This window comes from Natrinema salinisoli (assembly GCF_020405205.1).
GTDB lineage: Archaea > Halobacteriota > Halobacteria > Halobacteriales > Natrialbaceae > Natrinema > Natrinema salinisoli.
On the sequence record NZ_CP084469.1, the window covers coordinates 1,128,056 to 1,145,514 of the forward strand.

16 protein-coding genes are annotated in these 17,459 nt (G+C 65.4%); 10 read left to right on the forward strand and 6 right to left on the reverse strand.

The window, feature by feature from the left end; translation table 11 throughout:
* Nucleotides 1-96: 96 nt before the first annotated feature.
* The 8 genes from LDB05_RS05605 to LDB05_RS05640 all read left to right on the forward strand — a co-directional run bounded on the left by LDB05_RS05605 (nucleotide 97) and on the right by LDB05_RS05640 (nucleotide 9,210).
* Nucleotides 97-525: a universal stress protein gene (locus tag LDB05_RS05605; RefSeq protein WP_226006942.1), complete on the forward strand. Its 429-nt coding sequence runs from the start codon at nucleotides 97-99 to the stop codon at nucleotides 523-525.
* A gap of 213 nt (nucleotides 526-738) precedes the next feature.
* Nucleotides 739-1,998: a hypothetical protein gene (locus LDB05_RS05610; RefSeq protein ID WP_226006943.1), complete on the forward strand. Its 1,260-nt coding sequence runs from the start codon at nucleotides 739-741 to the stop codon at nucleotides 1,996-1,998.
* Nucleotides 1,995-2,999 (forward strand): potassium channel family protein, encoded by a 1,005-nt coding sequence (locus LDB05_RS05615; RefSeq protein ID WP_226006944.1) that lies wholly within the window; start codon nucleotides 1,995-1,997, stop codon nucleotides 2,997-2,999. Before LDB05_RS05610 ends, LDB05_RS05615 begins: the two co-directional genes overlap by 4 nt.
* 111 nt (nucleotides 3,000-3,110) lie before the next feature.
* Nucleotides 3,111-4,547: a dihydrolipoyl dehydrogenase gene (locus LDB05_RS05620; RefSeq protein WP_226006945.1), complete on the forward strand. Its 1,437-nt coding sequence runs from the start codon at nucleotides 3,111-3,113 to the stop codon at nucleotides 4,545-4,547.
* Between the two features lie 156 nt (nucleotides 4,548-4,703).
* A complete protein-coding gene (locus tag LDB05_RS05625; protein ID WP_226006946.1) occupies nucleotides 4,704-5,060 on the forward strand; it encodes a hypothetical protein in 357 nt (118 codons plus the stop codon).
* 122 nt (nucleotides 5,061-5,182) lie between these two features.
* Complete coding sequence (locus LDB05_RS05630; RefSeq protein WP_226006947.1) at nucleotides 5,183-7,657, forward strand: DNA topoisomerase VI subunit B; 2,475 nt, start codon at nucleotides 5,183-5,185, stop codon at nucleotides 7,655-7,657.
* Entirely contained in the window at nucleotides 7,654-8,745 is a 1,092-nt protein-coding gene (locus LDB05_RS05635) for a DNA topoisomerase IV subunit A (RefSeq protein ID WP_226006948.1), read from the forward strand. Before LDB05_RS05630 ends, LDB05_RS05635 begins: the two co-directional genes overlap by 4 nt.
* A 159-nt stretch (nucleotides 8,746-8,904) precedes the next feature.
* On the forward strand, nucleotides 8,905-9,210 hold the full coding sequence (locus tag LDB05_RS05640; protein ID WP_226006949.1) for a hypothetical protein: 306 nt from the start codon (nucleotides 8,905-8,907) through the stop codon (nucleotides 9,208-9,210).
* Between the two features lie 21 nt (nucleotides 9,211-9,231).
* On the opposite strand, the gene LDB05_RS05645 is transcribed toward LDB05_RS05640, so the two are convergent.
* From LDB05_RS05645 to LDB05_RS05670, 6 genes are all read right to left on the reverse strand, one after another.
* Nucleotides 9,232-9,936, reverse strand: coding sequence for an MBL fold metallo-hydrolase (locus tag LDB05_RS05645; RefSeq protein WP_226006950.1), 705 nt, complete (start codon nucleotides 9,934-9,936; stop codon nucleotides 9,232-9,234).
* A gap of 70 nt (nucleotides 9,937-10,006) precedes the next feature.
* Nucleotides 10,007-10,744: a fumarylacetoacetate hydrolase family protein gene (locus LDB05_RS05650; RefSeq protein ID WP_226006951.1), complete on the reverse strand. Its 738-nt coding sequence runs from the start codon at nucleotides 10,742-10,744 to the stop codon at nucleotides 10,007-10,009.
* A 78-nt stretch (nucleotides 10,745-10,822) separates the two neighbouring features.
* Nucleotides 10,823-11,671 carry a sugar phosphate isomerase/epimerase family protein gene (locus LDB05_RS05655; protein WP_226006952.1) on the reverse strand — a complete coding sequence of 283 codons (849 nt, stop codon included), beginning with the start codon at nucleotides 11,669-11,671 and terminating at the stop codon, nucleotides 10,823-10,825.
* 109 nt (nucleotides 11,672-11,780) lie between these two features.
* A complete protein-coding gene (locus LDB05_RS05660; RefSeq protein WP_226006953.1) occupies nucleotides 11,781-12,752 on the reverse strand; it encodes a UbiA family prenyltransferase in 972 nt (323 codons plus the stop codon).
* Nucleotide 12,753: 1 nt separating this feature from the next.
* A complete protein-coding gene (locus tag LDB05_RS05665; protein WP_226006954.1) occupies nucleotides 12,754-13,584 on the reverse strand; it encodes a sugar phosphate isomerase/epimerase family protein in 831 nt (276 codons plus the stop codon).
* A gap of 4 nt (nucleotides 13,585-13,588) precedes the next feature.
* A complete protein-coding gene (locus LDB05_RS05670; protein ID WP_226006955.1) occupies nucleotides 13,589-14,389 on the reverse strand; it encodes a TatD family hydrolase in 801 nt (266 codons plus the stop codon).
* 291 nt (nucleotides 14,390-14,680) lie between these two features.
* Here LDB05_RS05670 and LDB05_RS05675 point away from each other — a divergent pair, with 291 nt between their 5' ends.
* Both LDB05_RS05675 and LDB05_RS05680 read left to right on the forward strand, forming a co-directional pair.
* Nucleotides 14,681-15,895, forward strand: a complete 1,215-nt coding sequence (locus tag LDB05_RS05675; RefSeq protein ID WP_226006956.1) for an inositol-3-phosphate synthase — start codon at nucleotides 14,681-14,683, stop codon at nucleotides 15,893-15,895.
* A gap of 30 nt (nucleotides 15,896-15,925) precedes the next feature.
* Nucleotides 15,926-17,314: an alkaline phosphatase family protein gene (locus tag LDB05_RS05680; RefSeq protein ID WP_226006957.1), complete on the forward strand. Its 1,389-nt coding sequence runs from the start codon at nucleotides 15,926-15,928 to the stop codon at nucleotides 17,312-17,314.
* Nucleotides 17,315-17,459 lie beyond the last annotated feature (145 nt).

The window sequence follows — 17,459 nt, forward strand, 5'->3', positions numbered from 1 at the left end:
ATCACTGGTTCCCGGTTGGTCGTTTCCGACCGGTCACCGGCAACGGTGAACTCGCCTGAACCAGACTGAAGGGGACAGGGATGGACGAACGAACCCATGACGCAACGGGTCCTCGTTCCGTTCGACGATTCGGAGCCCGCCGCCGACGCGCTCGAGTACGCCTTCGACCTGTTTCCGGACGGCGATTTCGCCGTTTTGACCGTCGTCGATACGTCTTCGCTGCCGTTCATCCCCAATGCTGCCGACGATGCCGACTCGAGCGACGACGCCCGGACGTTGCCCGATGAAGCCACCGCCCACCTGACCGCGGTCGAAACCATCGCCGACGAACACGGCAGGGACATCGAAACGCGGACCCGAACAGGGACTCCGGCGCAGGAAATTCTCGAGTACGTCGAACGGAACCCCATCGACCACGTCGTCATCGGCAGTCACGGTCGGTCCGGCGTCGCACGAATCTTTCTCGGCAGCGTCGCGGAAGTCGTCGTCCGTCACTCGCCGGTTCCGGTTACCGTGGTTCGGTGAGGGGCCGCCGTATCGGGGCTGCTCGCGTTCGGGCCGGGCACCGACAGCGCCGACGCGATCCGCCATCGACGCCGTCGTGTCGACGTGCGACGAACGCCGACCTGAGCCGCCGGTTCAGTTCGACGGACCGACCGCGATCGCTTCCGTCTATCGTTCTGAAAGTGGCACACTCCGGCACAACCGACTTATCCCCCGTTCTGGTATGGTGGTCCGATGCTTCCGCTCGTCGCGACCGCGCTCGCTCTCGTCGTTGGCGTGGTGGTTCTCGAGGTCGTGTCGTACCGGGCCCTCGAACGGATTCCGTCGGTTGCGACCGAGGAGTTCCCCGAGATCGATCGCGAATTACTGGGGAAGTTCAGCAGTTTCGACCCTGAACTGGGCTGGTGCCCCCAGCCGAACCGGGACAAACAGAAGGACACGGGCGATCACCTCCCCGGCGAGGAATTACGCAGCGTCGTGACGTACTCGACCGACGAGTACGGGAGCCGGATCTGTCCCGCCAGAGACCGCGACCCCGACGCCGATCCGACGGTCTCGACGTACGGCGACTCCTACTGCTTCTGCCGGGAGGTCGACAACGACGAGACGTTCCAGCATTACCTCGCACAGGAGCTCGACACCCACGTCGCCAACTACGGCGGCGGCAACTACGGCCTCGATCAAGCCCTCATGCGACTCGAGCGCCAGTATCCCGACGACCCGACCGATCACGTCTTCGTGGTCGTCACCGCCTCCTCGATCGCTCGCATCCTGAGCGTCTGGAAACACTATCAGGAGTTCGGCAACATCCTCGCCGTCAAACCCCGGTACGTCCTCGAGGACGGCGAACTCCGGCGCGTCGAGAGTCCGGTCGACGAGAAGGAGGACCTGCTCGATCTCGAGTCGAAGGCCGAATACCTCCGGAAGTACGACTTTCATTACGAACACTGGTTCGAGCCGCATTTCGCGTCGCGCCCGTACACGACTGACTTCCTCGAGAAGGGCGAACACGTCCGGTACGCGGCGTATACGGCCGGAAAGGAACTCGAGCGCCGACTCGAGCGCTCGATTCCGGGGATCGACTTCGATCTGGCTCAAACCCAGTCCGCGCTGCGGTTAGAGCAACCTCGCGTCCGATACCACGAGCGGCTGTTCGAGACTCACGAATACCTCTTCGACGCGCTCATCGAGAAGTTCGTCGAGTACGCGGACGAACAGGGGTTCGAGCCGACCTTCGTGATGGTCCAGCAGCTCCGGTACGCGACGTACGAGTCCGAACACGGGCCCATCTACGGCGACCTGATGGATCGGCTGGACGAGCGTTACGACGACTTGACGACGATCGACATGGCCACTCATCTCTCGCCCGACGACGGCGACGTCGAGTCGCTGTACGTCGAACGCGGGGAAGGAGGCCACTACAGTCCCGAGACGAACGCGAAAATCGCACAGGTGCTGGCCGAGGTCGTCGAGGAGCGGGCCGTCGTGGAATGAACCCGTTCTATCTCGCCGCCGGAATCGCCATCCTCGTCGCTGCGATCGTGGACATCATCTGGACGACCCTCTGGGTCGACGGCGGCTCCGGTCCGCTCTCCGGTCGGCTCACGACCGCCGTCTGGAGAGGGATTCGGATCATCGGCGGTAAACACGACAGGGTGCTCAGTATCGCCGGGCCGCTCATTCTCATCCTCACGCTCGCGATGTGGATCGGCCTCATCTGGATCGGGTGGACGATCATCTTCTCGAGCGAGCCCCTCGCCGTCGTCAGCAGCCGTACTGGCGGTCCCGCCGACTGGTGGGGGCGGTTCTACTATGTCGCCTACACGATGTTCACCGACGGGAACGGCGACTACACGCCCGTCTACGGCGGTGACGTCTGGGAGGTCGCCAGCGCGTTCACGACGGCGACCGGAATGGCGTTCGTCACGCTCGGCGTCTCCTACGTCCTCACCGTCCTCGGAGCCGTCTCGGACAAGCGATCCTTCGCCAGCACTGTCACGGGACTGGGAGAGCGAAGCGAAGCCCTCGTCCGAACTGGCTGGACCGGCGAGGACTTTCAGGGAGTGGACCTCGTCCTCGAGTCGCTCGCGTCGGAGTTGAGCCTGCTCGCGGAACAACACAAGGCCTATCCGATTCTCCACTACTACCACAGCGAGCAGGCCGATCGAGCCTCGGCCGTCGCGGTGCCCATCTTCGACGAGGCGCTCATGCTCCTTCGATACGGTGTTCCGGACGAGCACAGCCCCGACCCCGCGGTCGTCGAAACCGGCCGCTCGAGCGCGCAGAGCTACCTCGAGACGCTCGATACGGCGTTCATCGATCCCGCACCGTCCGTTCCGCGAGCCCCGGATCTCGACCGCTTGCGCGACGACGACATCCCGACCGTCTCGGATCAGGAGTTCGCCGAGGCCCTCGCCGAGGTGACCGATCGACGGCGGCAACTTCTTGCGGTAGTCAAAGCCGACGCGTGGGAGTGGCCGCCCGTCGAGGAGTGAACCGGCTGATCGAGTCGCTCGATCGGTTCCGACGACGTCTCGGATGTATTCAGGTCGTTTCCCGCGGAAACGGGGTGGAGGTTTCTTTGCGTTCCGAACCCACCTTTTCCCATGGAGGAGTACGACTTTCTCGTCATCGGTTCCGGATCAGGGCTCGACGTAGCGAACGCGGCGGCGAATCAGGGGCAGTCGGTCGCGGTCGTCGAGAAGGGGCGACTCGGCGGTACCTGTCTCAATCGCGGCTGTATCCCCTCGAAGATGTTGCTGTACCACGCTGACGTCATGGAAACGATCGAGCGCGCGGACGAGTTCAAGATCGACGCAACGGTCAACGACGTCCAGTTCGCCGACATCGTTCAGGAGGTCACCGAAGACGTTCACGACAGTTCGGATTCGATCCGGCGCGGACTCGCGTCGTCCGACCGCCACGACCTGTACGACGCGGAGGGCCGATTCGTCGACGAGCGAACGATCGAACTCTCCGGCGGCGAACACGACGGCGAGCGCCTCCGCGCGGACACCGTCCTCGTCGCGGCGGGGACCCGTCCCGCGATTCCGGCGATCGAGGGCATCGAGACCGTCGACTACCTCACCAGCAAAGAGGCGCTGCAGCTACAGTCCCCGCCGGATCACCTCGTGATCGTCGGCGGCGGCTACATCGCCGCCGAACTCGGCCAGTTCTTCGGGACGTTCGGCAGCGACGTGTCGATCATCGGCCGGCGACCGAACCTGCTCCCCGACGCCGACGAAGAGGTGGCCGAGGCGTTCACCGATCGCTACGCCGACCGGTTCGATCTGTACACCGGCTACGAGGCCACGAGCGTCTCGAGCGAGGACGGTTCGATCACCGTCGAGGCACGTCCCTACACGTACGGCGATGGCGGCGACGAGAACTCGGAGGAGCCGGTCTCGGTCACCGGCGACGAACTGCTCGTCGCGGCCGGTCGCGTTCCCAACACCGATACGCTGAATCCGGAAGCCGCAGGCATCGAAACCGACGAGGCCGGATTCGTCGAGACCGACGAGTACCTGCGGACGACCGCTGACGGCGTCTGGGCGCTCGGCGATATCGTCGGCGAGTACCTGTTAAAACACAACGCCAACCACGAAGCGCAGGCCGTCACGCGCAACCTCTTCCGGGACGATCTCGAACCGGTCGATTACTCCGCGATGCCCTTCGCCGTCTTCGCCTCGCCGGAAGTCGCCGGGGTCGGACTGACCGAACAGGAACTCCGTGCGAGCGATCGGGAGTACGCCAAGCGGACCTACCGCTACGAGGAGACGGCCCGCGGGAGCGCGATGAAGGCTGAAGGCTTCGTCAAGCCGATCATCGATCTCGACGGCGAGATCCTCGGCTGTCACATCATCGGGCCCGAAGCCTCGGATCTGATTCAGGAGGTCGTCGTCGCGATGACGGCCGGCTCCGGAACGGTCCAGGACATCCGTGAGTCGGTCCACATCCATCCCGCCCTCTCGGAGGTCGTCCAGCGCGCGTTCTCCGGGCAGTTCACTCGCGGCGGCTCTCACGACCACAGTCACGATCACTGATCGGTACGGTCCCGACCGACGGATCGGAACGGGACTCGGAATCGACGGTCGCGACGCGGTGGTACCACGCTATAATCCAGTGCGGGCGGCGGAGGTGCATTCGTTGCACACGACCGCACTCCCCTTTTAGTATCACATCCTGTACTATCGACCGTAATGACGAAAGCAGCTGTTATCATTCTGGCAGGAACCGAGTCGCACAGTGACCTCGGCCGTCTCGTCAACGGCCTCGAAGCAGCCAAGGAGTTCGCCGACAACTCCGAGGACGAACTCGAGCTCATCTTCGACGGCGCTGGGACGCAGTGGATCCCGGAACTCGAGGACGAGGACCACGACTACCACGACCTCTATCAGTCCGTAAGCAACGAAGCGGCCGCCTGCGACCACTGTGCCGGCGCGTTCGGCGTCGACCAGGCGATCAACGACGCCGGCGTCGTCACCATCGACGAGAACGACGGCCACCCGAGCATCCGCTCGCTTGTCGACGACGACTACGAGATCATCACCTTCTAAGCGGGGAGCAGAGCCGACAGCGGGCCGTCGCCTTCATCTCGAACCGCTGAAAAACCCGTTGCAGATTCACTTTCACTCCGGTAGCACACACCTTTTAGCCTCTCCGTTAGTATGGGGCAACGATGACGTCGTTCCAGTCGACACTCGGTGAGGATGCGGGGATCGCGGAGGAGCTGGCGGAAAGCCAGCAGTCGATCTCCATCGCCGAGTTCTTCGAGAAGAACAAGCACATGCTCGGCTTCGACAGCGGTGCTCGAGGCCTCGTCACGGCCGTCAAGGAGGCCGTCGACAACGCCCTCGACGCCGCCGAGGAGTCGGGCATTCTCCCGGACATCTACGTCGAAATTCAGGAAGCCGGCGACTACTACCGCCTGATCGTCGAGGACAACGGACCGGGATTGACGAAGGAATCGCTCCCGAAAGTGTTCGGGAAACTACTCTACGGCTCTCGCTTTCACGCACGCGAACAATCCCGCGGTCAGCAGGGGATCGGTATCTCTGCCGCCGTTCTCTACGCCCAGTTGACCAGCGGGAAACCCGCCAAGATCACCAGTCGAACCCAGGGTTCGAGCGAGGCCGAGTACTTCGAGCTCATCGTCGATACCGACGAGAACGAGCCCGAGATCAGCGTCGAGGAGACGACCACCTGGGATCGGCCCCACGGGACGCGCATCGAACTCGAGATGGAAGCGAACATGCGCGCGCGACAGCAGCTTCACGACTACATCAAGCACACGGCGGTCGTCAACCCCCACGCCCGCCTCGAGCTGCGCGAGCCCCAGGAACACTTCAAGTTCGAGCGCGCGACCGATCAGCTCCCCGAAGAAACCGAGGAGATCCGGCCCCATCCCCACGGCGTCGAACTCGGGACCGTGATGAAGATGCTGGCGGCGACGGACTCCCAGACGGTGTCGGGGTTCGTCCAGGAGGAGTTCACTCGCGTCGGGAAGAAGACCGCCGAGTCGATCATCGACGAGTTCCGCGACCGCCACTACGGTCGCGAGATGCGCTGGCGGCCGCCGGCGAGTCACGAAGCTATCGACCTCCACGGGGCAGTCGAGGACGCGACGGCGAACAAGGGCGCCGACGCGACGGCCGCGTTCGCGGACGCCATCGCCGAGACGGTCGCGGACGCCGACCGCATCGCCCATCACGAACTGGTCGACGCCGTCGAGTCGGCCGCCGCGGCAGTCGAGGACGACCACGGAACGACGTTCGGCGACACCGTCCGCGAAAACGCCGTCGAAGCCGTCTGGCTCGAGCTAATCGACGCCGTCGACGCGGACGATAGCGACGACTCCGAGGGAGACGCCGACTCCCGACTGGTCGCCGACCTGTACGACCTCGCGGACGACGCCACGAGCACCCGCAAGGACGACGCGGTCATCGACGCCTTCGCGGACCGGCTCGCGGCCAAGTTCGAGGACGAACTCGAGAGCGGCGACGAGCACGACGGGAACGTTCGCCACCGGCTCACCCACAAGCGACTTCGAGAGCACGTCGATCGCGCCGCCGATCTCACCGAGGAGTACGACGACGTCTCCTTCGGCGAGACGGCCCGCGAGAACGTCACCGAAGCGATCTGGGACGTGATGGCCACCGTGCCCGACGACCCGCCGCTCGTCCGGGAGCTCGACGGCGACCGCGACGCCACCAGCAACCTCGTCGACGCGATGCGCGGGACCGACATCATGGCACCGCCGACGCGGTGTCTCGCTCCCATCTCGGAAGATCTCATCACCGCCGGCCTCGAGAAGGAGTTCGACGCCGACTTCTACGCGTCCGCGACGCGGGACGCCGGCGTCTCCGGCGGCGACCCGTTCATCGTCGAGGCCGGGATCGCGTACGGCGGCGACCTCCCCGCCGAGGGCACCGGCGAAGTCATGCGCTTTGCGAATCGGGTCCCGCTGGTCTACCAGCGCGGCGCCTGTGCGACGACAGACGTCGTCAAGTCGATCGGCTGGCGGAATTACGGACTCGATCAGCCCGGCGGTTCCGGCCTGCCCAACGGGCCGGTCGTGATCATGGTCCACGTCGCCTCGACGAACGTCCCCTTCACGAGCGAATCGAAAGACGCCGTCGCGAACGTCCCCGAGATCGAAGACGAGATCGAACTCGCGGTTCGAGAGGCGGCTCGCGAGCTCAAGAGCTACCTCAACAAGCGCCGGTCGATGCAACAGCGCCGGAAGAAGCAGAACGTCCTCGGGAAGATCCTCCCGGAGATGGCCGAGAAGGTGGCCGAAGTCACCGGCCGCGAGGAGCCGGACATCGACGACGCGATCGCACGCATCATGAACAACGTCCTCGTCGAGCGCCACACCGAGGCGAACGGCGACGGAACCGCCGTCTCCGTCGTCGTCGAGAACAACTCGAGTACGAACGAGTCGCTGGAAGTGACCGACATCGTCTCGGCCGAGCCGCGAAACCTCTCCGACGGGGCAAACGTCGTCGAGATGGACGGCGAGTGGTTCGTCAAGTGGGAACCCGAGGTATCGAGCGACGACGACGCGGCACTCGAGTATGAAGTACCCGACGACGCGACGTTCGATCTGGACGTCAAAGGCGTCGAGAGCGAGAAGTTGACGGTGAAACAATGAGCACGGACGACAACCAGCAGGCACGAGAGCAGTTGATCGACCTCGCGGCGCAGTTCTACGACCAGTTCGAACTGGGCGAGATTCCCCACATGTCCGTGCCGACGCGGACGAAGAACAACATCGAGTACGACGAGGAGATGGATGTCTGGGTGTACGGCGACCGCGAGTCGACCCGGTCGGCCAACTCCGTCCGCGGGGCGCGAAAGCTCCTGAAGGCGATCTACACGATCGAATTCCTCTCGGAACAACTCGAGGAGGACCGCTCCTCGACCCTGCGTGAACTCTACTACCTCTCGGAGAGCTGGGACAACGACGAGGCCCAGTTCAACGATCAGGACGAGTCGAACAGCATGGTCGAGGACTTAGAAATCGTCTCCGGCGTCACTCGCGAGGACTTCCACATGCGCCCGGAGGAATCGGGGGCGACGATCATGGGGCCGCTGTTCCTCCGCGAGCAGACCCGCCGCGGCGAGCGCGAGATTCACTGTCAGGAGGACGTCGGCGAGGGCGGCTATCAGATCCCGAACAACCCCGACACGATCGAGTTCCTCGACAACGACGCCGACTTCATCCTCGCGGTGGAGACCGGTGGGATGCGCGATCGGCTCGTCGAGAACGGCTTCGACGAGGAGTACAACGCCCTGATCGTCCACCTCAAGGGCCAGCCCGCGCGGGCGACCCGTCGAATCACCAAGCGACTCCACGACGAGCTCGGGCTTCCCGTGACGGTGTTTACGGACGGCGACCCGTGGTCGTATCGCATCTACGGCTCCGTCGCCTACGGCTCGATCAAGTCGGCCCACCTTTCGGAGTACCTCGCGACCCCCGAGGCCGACTTCATCGGCATCCAGCCCGCCGACATCGTCGAGTACGAACTGCCGTCCGATCCGCTGTCCGATTCGGATATCAACGCCCTCGAGAGCGAACTCGAGGACCCGCGCTTCCAGACCGACTACTGGGAAGAACAGATCGAACTGCAACTCGACCTCGGGAAGAAGTCCGAACAGCAGTCGCTGGCATCTCGCGGCCTGGACTTCGTGACGGATACCTATCTGCCCGATCGGCTGGACGACATGGGCGTCCTCTAAGAGGACGTCGACCCGGTTTTCGGTAACTATCTGCTAGTATTATTGGTATACGAGGAGTCCGTAGCGGACGATAGCCTCCTCGAGTCGTGATCGCCGATTCCCTGTGACTGCAGGTACAACGGGTTCCCGTCTGTGGAGAGTGGTATCCTCTAGACTTGTATGGCCGACGACAAAGACAGCGAACGGCCGACGCACAGCGATCCGGACGAGGAGGCGATCGACGAGCCCACGACCTCGAGCGCGCAGGAAGCCGACGAGACCGCGTGGATGATGAAAGAGGGGGTCACGATCGGCCTCATCGCGATCGGTGCCATGATCGCGCTCGGGGTCGGTCTGATGCAGGCGTCCGGACTCATCGATTTCTTCGCTCCGATCGCGGACAGCGGGATCGGACAATGGGTTGCGTTCGGCGCGCTGATCCTCGTCGGAATCGCGGTGTTCGCCTGGTCCCGAAAGGGGGTCTAATCGACGGTTTGCGCCCCCATCTCACCCATCGAGGACGACCGGAACGCCGCGTCTCGCGACGTCGACGACGAACGCGTCCTCGTCGGTTTCGATCGCGTCGAACGTATCGTAGTGGACCGGCAGGACGAGGTCGGGGTCGATCGCGTCGGCCAGCGACGCGGCCTCGCGGCGATCCATCGTGAACGTGCCGCCGATCGGCGGCAGGAACAGGTCGACGTCCAGCTCCTCGTGAAACGGGAACGCGTCGGTATCGCCCGGCCAGAACGCGGTCGTACCGTCGATAGTAACGCCGAACCCACAGCCCCGTCCCTCGGGATGGTAAGGCGTTCCGTGTTCGTCGGTGTGGGGGCCGTCCGGATCGTTGTACGCCGGCGTCGTGAACAGATCGAGCGGCCCGAGGACGAACGACTCGTCCGCCCGAACGCGCTCGACCTCGAACGGGAGGCGTTCGGGCCGCTCGTCGACGCCATCGACCTCGGCGGCGTCGATCGACTCGTGAATCACGATCAGCGCGTCCTCGCGGGCGACCCGCCGAATCGCGTCCGGGTCGTAGTGGTGATCGTGAGAGACGAGGATCAGATCGCCGTCGCGAGCCTCGTAGTCGTCCAGGAACCCGTACCGTTCCGGGCCGGGGTCCGTATAGACGACCGCGCCGGTCTGTCCCTCGAGGCGGACGGTCGCGAGGCCGAACCAGTCGACGGTCACCGCGTCGAATCGGACGGTCATTGCCGGGTTCTTTCTCGAGCAGGCCGAAAAGTGTTCGACTCGTGATCGGCCGGGACTCGTCCGTCTCGAGTCAGGGGATCCGGACCGAGTGCTCGAGCGTGCCCACGCCTTCGACCTCGATTTCGACGTCGTCGCCGTCCTCGAGCGGGCCGACGCCCTCGGGCGTCCCGGTCGCGATCACGTCGCCCGGCTCGAGCGTGAGGTAGGTCGTGATCTCGGCGATCAGTTCGGGAATCGAGAAGATGAGTTGCTCGCGGGAGCCATCCTGTTTGAGTTCGCCGTTGACGCGCGATCGGACGAACGCGTCGCCGGGGACTTCGTCGGGGGTCGCGAGGACGGGCCCCATGGGCGCCGCCCCGTCGAACGCTTTGCCGCGGATCCAGTTCTGCTCCTGGCGCTGGTCGTCGCGGTTCGAAACGTCGTTCACGCAGGTAAAGCCCTGCACGACGTCCATCGCGTCGGCTTCGGAGACGTGGCGACACTGCTCGCCGATGACGACGCCGAGTTCGGCCTCGTGGTCGATCCGCTCTTTGCCCGCGGGAACGGTCACCGCGTCGCCGTGAGCCGCGAGCGCGTTCGGTGGCTTCAGGAAGAGCATCGGGCGGTCGGGGAGGTCAGATCCCATCTCGTCGGCGTGATCGGCGTAGTTACGTCCGATACAGACGACCTTCGACGGCTCCGACGGCGGCAACACGTCGATCTCGTCGCTCGCGAGGTCGTAGCTCTCGTTCGCGAAGTGAACGGTTCCGTTCTCGTACTCGCCGCGGCGGACTGCACCGGCCGGGTCGCGAAAGCGGACGTATTTCATGCTCGGTGGAATGGTCGCAGGGGGTAAAAAGGATTGAGAAGCCGGTCAGTTCGAGGGTTCGGTTCGCGAATCGCCGAGCTACGCGTACGCCTCGAGTTCCGCGTAGGCCTCCCGCGCCGCGCGATCGGGCTCGTCGGGGTAGGTGTAGAGCTCGAGCGTCGCGAAGCCGTCGTAGCCGATATCCTCGAGCGCGTCGAAGATCGTTCGGAAGTCCAGATCGCCCTCGCCGGGGATTCGATGGTAGTGTTTCCCGCGGCGGCCGCCGACGATGTCCTCGAGGTGGACGCCGGTGATGGAGCCGGCGCTGGCGCGGATGCTCTCCGCGACGTCCTCGCCGTAGACGGCCGCGTGGCCGACGTCGAGGTTGACCCCCAGCGAGTCCCGGCCGATCTCGTCGATCAGGGCGAGTACCTCCTCGGTGTTCTCGATCAGCAACTCGGGCTCGAACTCGATACCGACGTCGACCCCGCGCGGCTCGGCGTAGTCGAGGATCTCGTGGAGCGATTGGTGGAGGTACTCTCGAGCCTCCTCTGGCACCGTTCCCGGTAGCGGGCGACCACTCGCGAGACAGACCGCCGGTGAGCCGACGGTGGCGGCGAGATCGATCGCCCGCTTCGTGTACGCGACGCGCCACTCGCGGGCCTCGTCGTCGGCGCGGATCACGCTCGGCTCGAAGAACGACGACGGCGGCGCGTCGTCGTAGTAGCCCATCGCCGTATTCGCGTTGATATTCGAGACGGCGAGGTCGGTTTCCTCGAGGGCCTCGCGGACTGTCTCGCGGTCGTCGTCCCCGAATTCGGGGAAGTAGGCGTGGGGGTCGTCGCCGAGGAGTTCGACTCCGGCGTAGCCGTGGTCGGCGATCCGCCGAACGGCTTCGGGGAGGGAGTGGCGCGTGTACGCGTTCGTCGAGAAAGCGAGTTCGACCATCGATCTGTGCCTCGTACACCGAAGTGCCACTAATTCGTTGGCCCGTCACACTCGCACGATGGTCGAACCGGCGTACTGTGAGGGTGTCCGTGCGGTGGCGCGTGGAAACTCACGTCACGTCGAACGCGCGCGACAGTCCCACCGCCGGAACGAGAAAAACGCCAGCCGCGAGTCCCCAGCGAACGCCGACGGTGGCGGCGAAAGCCGCGTCGAGCAACACGAGCCCGAGGACGCACGCGCCGACCGCCGGCCCGACGGTACTCGGCACCGGATCGGCGAACGCGGCCCGCAGCGGTCGGCCGACCCACCAGCAGAACGCGGTCGCGAAGGCGAGGGCGACGGCGGCCTCGAGCGCCGTCGGCTCGACGCCCGCGAGGAACCAGCCGAGGGCGAGCACCGCCGCGACCGCACCCGCGGAAGCGACAGCGACGGCTCGCCGATTCCCGCCCTCGGTCTCCCGCGCGGCCATGAACGTGACGGCGGCGATGTACGCGGTGACGACCGCGGGCACGGCCAGGAGTCGACGCGGCGACTCGAGGACCGCGGCTCCGGCCACCGTCGTCCCGAGCACGACGTTCAGCCCGCGAGCAGTTCCCATCGCGAGGAACCCGACGGCGGATCCCTTCAGGAGGCCGTCGTAGGCGACGATCGCGACGGCGACCAGCCCGGCGGCGACGCCAGCCGGGCCGCCCGCGACGGCGAACGCGACCGCGACGGCGGCGAGGAGGAGTGCGAACCCGAGTCCGAACGCCGTGCGTCGGGATACCCGACCGGACGGAATCGGCCGCTCGGGTCGCTCTCGAGCGTCGACCGGGGCGTCGAAGGCGTCGTTGAGCGTCGTCCCGCCGGCGTAGAGAAGCACCGACCCGAGCGCGAGTCCGGCGACTCTCGTCGGCAGCGGCGTCCCACCGGCGAGAGCCACCAGCGCGGCGCCGAGAATCACGTCCGGCGGCGCGGTGAAGAGATTCGGAAGGCGGACCAGTTCGGCGTACCCGACGAGGATCGCCTGCAGGTCGCTCCGGCCGTCGTCGTCGACTGCGTTCGCCCGCTCGTCGCGATCCGACGACGCGCCGCCGGCCACCCTACGCCCACCCGCGTTCCTCGAGGTAGTCCATCGCCGCCCGCGCGGTCTCGATCGGCGTCTCCTCGTAGGGGTAGAGTTCGACGGTGACGAAGCCGTCGTAGCCGCGGTTCTCGAGTTCGCCGAGGAAGGCGTCGATATCCATCGCGCCGTCTCCGAGTTGGGTGTGCTCGTGGCTCCGGTCGGCCGGGATGTCCTCGAGGTGGTAGTGGCTCGTGTGCTCCCAGAGCGGTTCGACGAGGTCGGCGGGATCCTCGCCGACGCAGTAGAAGTGGCCGGCGTCGAAGTTACACCGCACGCGTTCGGAGCCGACCCGATCGAGTAGTGTGAGGAATTCGCCGCCGGTTTCGATCAGCAGGTCGGGCTCGGGTTCGACGAGGAGGTCGACCTCCAGCTCCTCGGCTCTCGGGACGACTTGCTCGAGGCTGTCGACGAAGGTGTCCGTCGCCCACTCGCGAGACTTGCCGTCGGGGATCGGTCCGCCTGGTTCGATCGAGATGTAGGGCAGCTCGAGGTCGGCCGCGGTTTCGAGCGCCGCGAGGGTGTAGTCGATCCGTTTCTGCCGGTATGCTTCGTCGGGCTCGATGTACGAGGGATGATGGAAGTCCTCGATCGCGGTCAGCATGAACGCGTTGCCGTTGCTGACGGCGATATCGTGTCGCTGTAGGACGTCCGCGACGCGCTTGATTTCCTCCTCGGTACAGTCGGGCGGGTACAGGTGTGGCTCGTCGAGCAGAATCTCGCCGCCGTCGTATCCCGCGTCGGCGATGGCTTCGATCGCGTCCTCGAGTTGGTACTCCCGGAAGGCGTTGGTGGAGAAACCGAACTGCATGCGTTCAGGCCTCGTAGTCGAAGTTCGGCGACTGGTCGAAGAACTCGTAGGGGTTCTCGAAGACGACCTTCCGAACCTCCTCGCGGTCCCAGCCCCGATCGAGCATCTCGTCGCGGGCCTTCGGCACCGCGAGCGGGTCCGAGGGATCCCAGTCGGCGGCGCTGTTGAAGATCATATTGTCGGTGCCGTACTCCTCGAGCAGGTCGATCGCCGACCCGGTCTCGATCTTGCCAGGGTAGAGCGTGAAGCCTATCCAGCAGTCCGTACGGGTCGAGATATCGATCGTGTTCTCCGTATTGTGATCGATGATGATCCGCTCCTGCGTGACGCCCATCTCTTCGACGATCTCGACGATGCGCTCGGTGCCCGACGGCTTGTCAGTGTGTGGGGTGTGGATAATGACCGGAAGCTCGCGCTCTTCAGCGATCTCGAGCTGGCGGCGGAACGCCCACTCCTCGTCGTCGGTGACTTGATCGAAGCCGATCTCGCCGACGCCGACGACGGGGTCGCGCTCGAGGTACTCCGGAATTCGGTCGAGGACGTCTTCGGCCATGTCGCGGTAGTTGGCTTCCTTCGGCTCGAGGCCGATCGTCACGTAATGGTCCATGTTGGCGGCTCGCTCGGCGCGATCGGTTTCGTGTTCGATGATCTGCTCGAAGTAGTCGAAGAACGATCCCGCGTTGTGTTTGTCCTGGCCGCTCCAGAACGCCGGCTCGATGCAGCACTCGATACCCGCTCGCCGCGCCCGTCGGTAGTCCTCGGCCGAGCGCGATACCATGTGCATGTGAGGATCGATAATCCGCATACCCGCCGTCCGACGAACGGACGGTTTGGTGCTGTGATCGTTCGCTCGACAAATCCGGCGTTGATCCCGACGAATCGACTCCTCCTCCGCTGGAATACGGCGTTACGGCCGATCAAAGCCGAATTACTTCCGCTACGGAAGCCATAACGAAACCGGTTCGGACCTCACGTTCGTGGGAATGATCCCGACCGAACGAGCGATCGGAGTGGACGGGTGGCGCGCGATCGATCCCGGGGGCAGCGGGCGGTCGCAATTCGATAACTGTTACCCGTCGAGCGGGGAGGATTCGCGATGAGTCAGGGGGCGGATAGACCGGCCGACGAGCGAACTGGGGTCTGGCTCGTCGGTGCCCGCGGGAACGTCGCGACGATGGCGATCGTCGGTGCCCGCGCGATCGCCGGCGGGAGTACCGGGACGACCGGAATGGTCACGGAACGCGAGCCGGTCTCGAGCCTCGAGCTCCCGCCGATCGAGGGCCTGGTCTTCGGCGGCCACGACATCGAACCGGAATCGCTCGTCGCGCAGGCCGAACGCCAACGCGATCGGAACGGCGTCCCTGACGCGGACACGCTCGAGGCAGTCCGGGACGACCTCGCCGAAATCGACGAGCGGATCGAGGTCGGGACGGCGATCAACTGCGGGGCCGCCCTCTCGGCTGAGAGCGAACAGTTAGACGAGGAGCTGGCGATTCGAGACGTCGTCGAGCAGATTGGTGACGATTACGAGTCGTTCCGCGACCGCCACGACCTCGAGCGGCTCGTGGTCGTCAACGTCGCCTCGACGGAACCGGAACTGTCCGATCCGACGCGATACGACAGCCACGACGCCCTCGAGCGGGCTATCGACGAGGACGACCGCGACCTGCCCGCGAGCGTCCTCTACGCCTATGCCGCGATAGCCGGCGGGCATCCGTTCGTCAACTTCACGCCGAGTACGGGCAACGCGCTCGGCGGGGTCCGCGAGTTCGCGGCCGAAAACGAGGTTCCCCACACGGGACGCGACGCCAAGACCGGCGAGACGCTCGTCAAGTCCGCACTGGCCCCCATGTTCGCCGGACGCAACCTCCACGTCATGAGCTGGGAGGGGCACAATATCCTCGGAAACAAGGACGGCCTCGTTCTCGAGGACGAGGCGAACGCCGCGGGCAAGCTGGCGACCAAAGGCGACGTGCTCGACTCGATCCTGCCCGACATCGGCCACAACCGGGTCCGGATCGACTATACCCCGTCGCTGGCCGACTGGAAGACGGCCTGGGACTACATCCACTTCGAGGGGTTCCTCGAGACGGAGATGAAAATGCAGTTCACCTGGGAGGGCTCCGACTCCGCGCTGGCCGCGCCGCTCGTCCTCGATCTGGTGCGCCTGATCGCCCACGCCGACGAACACGGACACGGCGGACTCCAGCCCCAGCTCGCGTCGTTCTTCAAAGCGCCGCTCGGCGTCGAAGAGCACGACTTCTCCCTGCAGCTCAATCGCCTGTACGACTACGCCGAGAGGTACCGCTGACCGCGACCACCATCTGCCCACAGTGAAACCATGACCGAACCGACGATTCCCGCCGCGACTGACAGTGCCGGACGCGTGATCGTTCTCGACGTCGTCGGCCTCCAACCGCAGCACGTCGACGCCGATCGAACGCCGACCCTCGAGTCGTTCTTTCCGGCCGAATCGATGACCGACCTCCGACCGCCCTTCCCCGCCGTGACGGTTCCCGTCCAGACGACGCTCGCGACCGGACGGGGGCCCGGCGAGCACGGCGACGTCTCGAGCGGCGAGTACGACCGCGAGCGCGACGCCGCGGAGTTCTGGGAGCGTGATCGCGGCGACCGCGATCGGCTTTGGGAGACGGCCAGCGACGAGGCCGGACTGACCACCGGCGTATTGAACTTCCAGCACCTGATCGGGACGAGCGCCGACGTCGCGGTCACCCCCTCGCCGATCGAGGACGAGAACAACGACATCCTCGAGATGAACTGCTGGACGAACCCGGACGGCTTCTACGACGATCTCCGGGCGGAGCTGGGGCACTTCCCGCTGCACAACTACTGGGGTCCCGGCGCGAACGAAGCGGGGAGTCGGTGGATCCTGTCGGCCGCCCGCGAGGCGATCGATCGGTTCGATACCGATCTCCTCTGGGTCTACGTCCCCCACCTGGACTACGTCGGCCAGAGCGACGGCCCCGGAAGCGACGCCTTCGCGGAGGAAACCGAAGTCGTCGACGGCCTCCTCGATGAGTTCCTCGAGTTCCTCTCCGAAACCGACCGTTGGGACGAGACCGTCCTCGCGCTCGTCAGCGAGTACGGCTTTCACGGCGTGGATCAGCCGGTGTTCCCCAACCGCGCCCTCCGCGACGCCGGCCTGCTCGAGACGGCCGGCGATGGCGACGTCGACCTCGCCGCCTCGGGCGCGTTCGCCATGGTCGACCACCAGATCGCACACGTCTACGTCGACGAGGGGGCGATCGAGGCCGCTCGCGACGCACTTGAGGAGCTCGAGGGGATCGATTCCGTGCTCGAGGAGGCGAGCAAGGCCGAGCGCGGGATCGATCACCCGAACGCCGGCGAGTTCGTCCTCGTCGCAGCGCCGAACGCCTGGTTCCAGTACTACTGGTGGGACGACCGCGCGAACGCACCGCCGTACGCGACCGAGATGGACATTCACGCGAAGCCCGGCTTCGACCCCTGCGAGCTGTTCTTCGGCGACGACGGACTCGTCTCGCTGGACGCGTCGAAAGTGAGCGGGTCCCACGGCCGCGTCGACGAGTCCGCCTACGGGTGTTTCGGACTCGGGGGGCCGGCAGCACCCGCGCTCGAGGGGAACGATCCGGTCGACGCGATCGACGTGGCCCCGACGATCGCGGATCTGCTCGCGCTCGAGGGGGAGTTATCGATGCCGTTCGAGGGCTCGTCGCTTCGGCGCGGGTAGGTCGGTTGACGTCCTCGAGTGCCAGTTCGAGATTGCTGTCGGAGAGATAACGGGTCAGCGTGCGTGATATCGTGCCACTGCTGGATCGGAACGGAACGCTTTTCATTAGCCCTCGGCAACAACCAGTTGCGAAGTACGCTCCGTT

What these genes read in the sequence shown, in the direction of transcription:
- LDB05_RS05605 (WP_226006942.1), top strand. Translation starts at nt 97, where the DNA reads ATGACGCAACGGGTCCTCGTTCCGTTCGACGATTCGGAGCCCGCCGCC.
- LDB05_RS05610 (WP_226006943.1), top strand. Translation starts at nt 739, where the DNA reads ATGCTTCCGCTCGTCGCGACCGCGCTCGCTCTCGTCGTTGGCGTGGTG.
- LDB05_RS05615 (WP_226006944.1), top strand. Translation starts at nt 1,995, where the DNA reads ATGAACCCGTTCTATCTCGCCGCCGGAATCGCCATCCTCGTCGCTGCG.
- LDB05_RS05620 (WP_226006945.1), top strand. Translation starts at nt 3,111, where the DNA reads ATGGAGGAGTACGACTTTCTCGTCATCGGTTCCGGATCAGGGCTCGAC.
- LDB05_RS05625 (WP_226006946.1), top strand. Translation starts at nt 4,704, where the DNA reads ATGACGAAAGCAGCTGTTATCATTCTGGCAGGAACCGAGTCGCACAGT.
- LDB05_RS05630 (WP_226006947.1), top strand. Translation starts at nt 5,183, where the DNA reads ATGACGTCGTTCCAGTCGACACTCGGTGAGGATGCGGGGATCGCGGAG.
- LDB05_RS05635 (WP_226006948.1), top strand. Translation starts at nt 7,654, where the DNA reads ATGAGCACGGACGACAACCAGCAGGCACGAGAGCAGTTGATCGACCTC.
- LDB05_RS05640 (WP_226006949.1), top strand. Translation starts at nt 8,905, where the DNA reads ATGGCCGACGACAAAGACAGCGAACGGCCGACGCACAGCGATCCGGAC.
- LDB05_RS05645 (WP_226006950.1), bottom strand. Translation starts at nt 9,936, where the DNA reads ATGACCGTCCGATTCGACGCGGTGACCGTCGACTGGTTCGGCCTCGCG.
- LDB05_RS05650 (WP_226006951.1), bottom strand. Translation starts at nt 10,744, where the DNA reads ATGAAATACGTCCGCTTTCGCGACCCGGCCGGTGCAGTCCGCCGCGGC.
- LDB05_RS05655 (WP_226006952.1), bottom strand. Translation starts at nt 11,671, where the DNA reads ATGGTCGAACTCGCTTTCTCGACGAACGCGTACACGCGCCACTCCCTC.
- LDB05_RS05665 (WP_226006954.1), bottom strand. Translation starts at nt 13,584, where the DNA reads ATGCAGTTCGGTTTCTCCACCAACGCCTTCCGGGAGTACCAACTCGAG.
- LDB05_RS05670 (WP_226006955.1), bottom strand. Translation starts at nt 14,389, where the DNA reads ATGCGGATTATCGATCCTCACATGCACATGGTATCGCGCTCGGCCGAG.
- LDB05_RS05675 (WP_226006956.1), top strand. Translation starts at nt 14,681, where the DNA reads ATGAGTCAGGGGGCGGATAGACCGGCCGACGAGCGAACTGGGGTCTGG.
- LDB05_RS05680 (WP_226006957.1), top strand. Translation starts at nt 15,926, where the DNA reads ATGACCGAACCGACGATTCCCGCCGCGACTGACAGTGCCGGACGCGTG.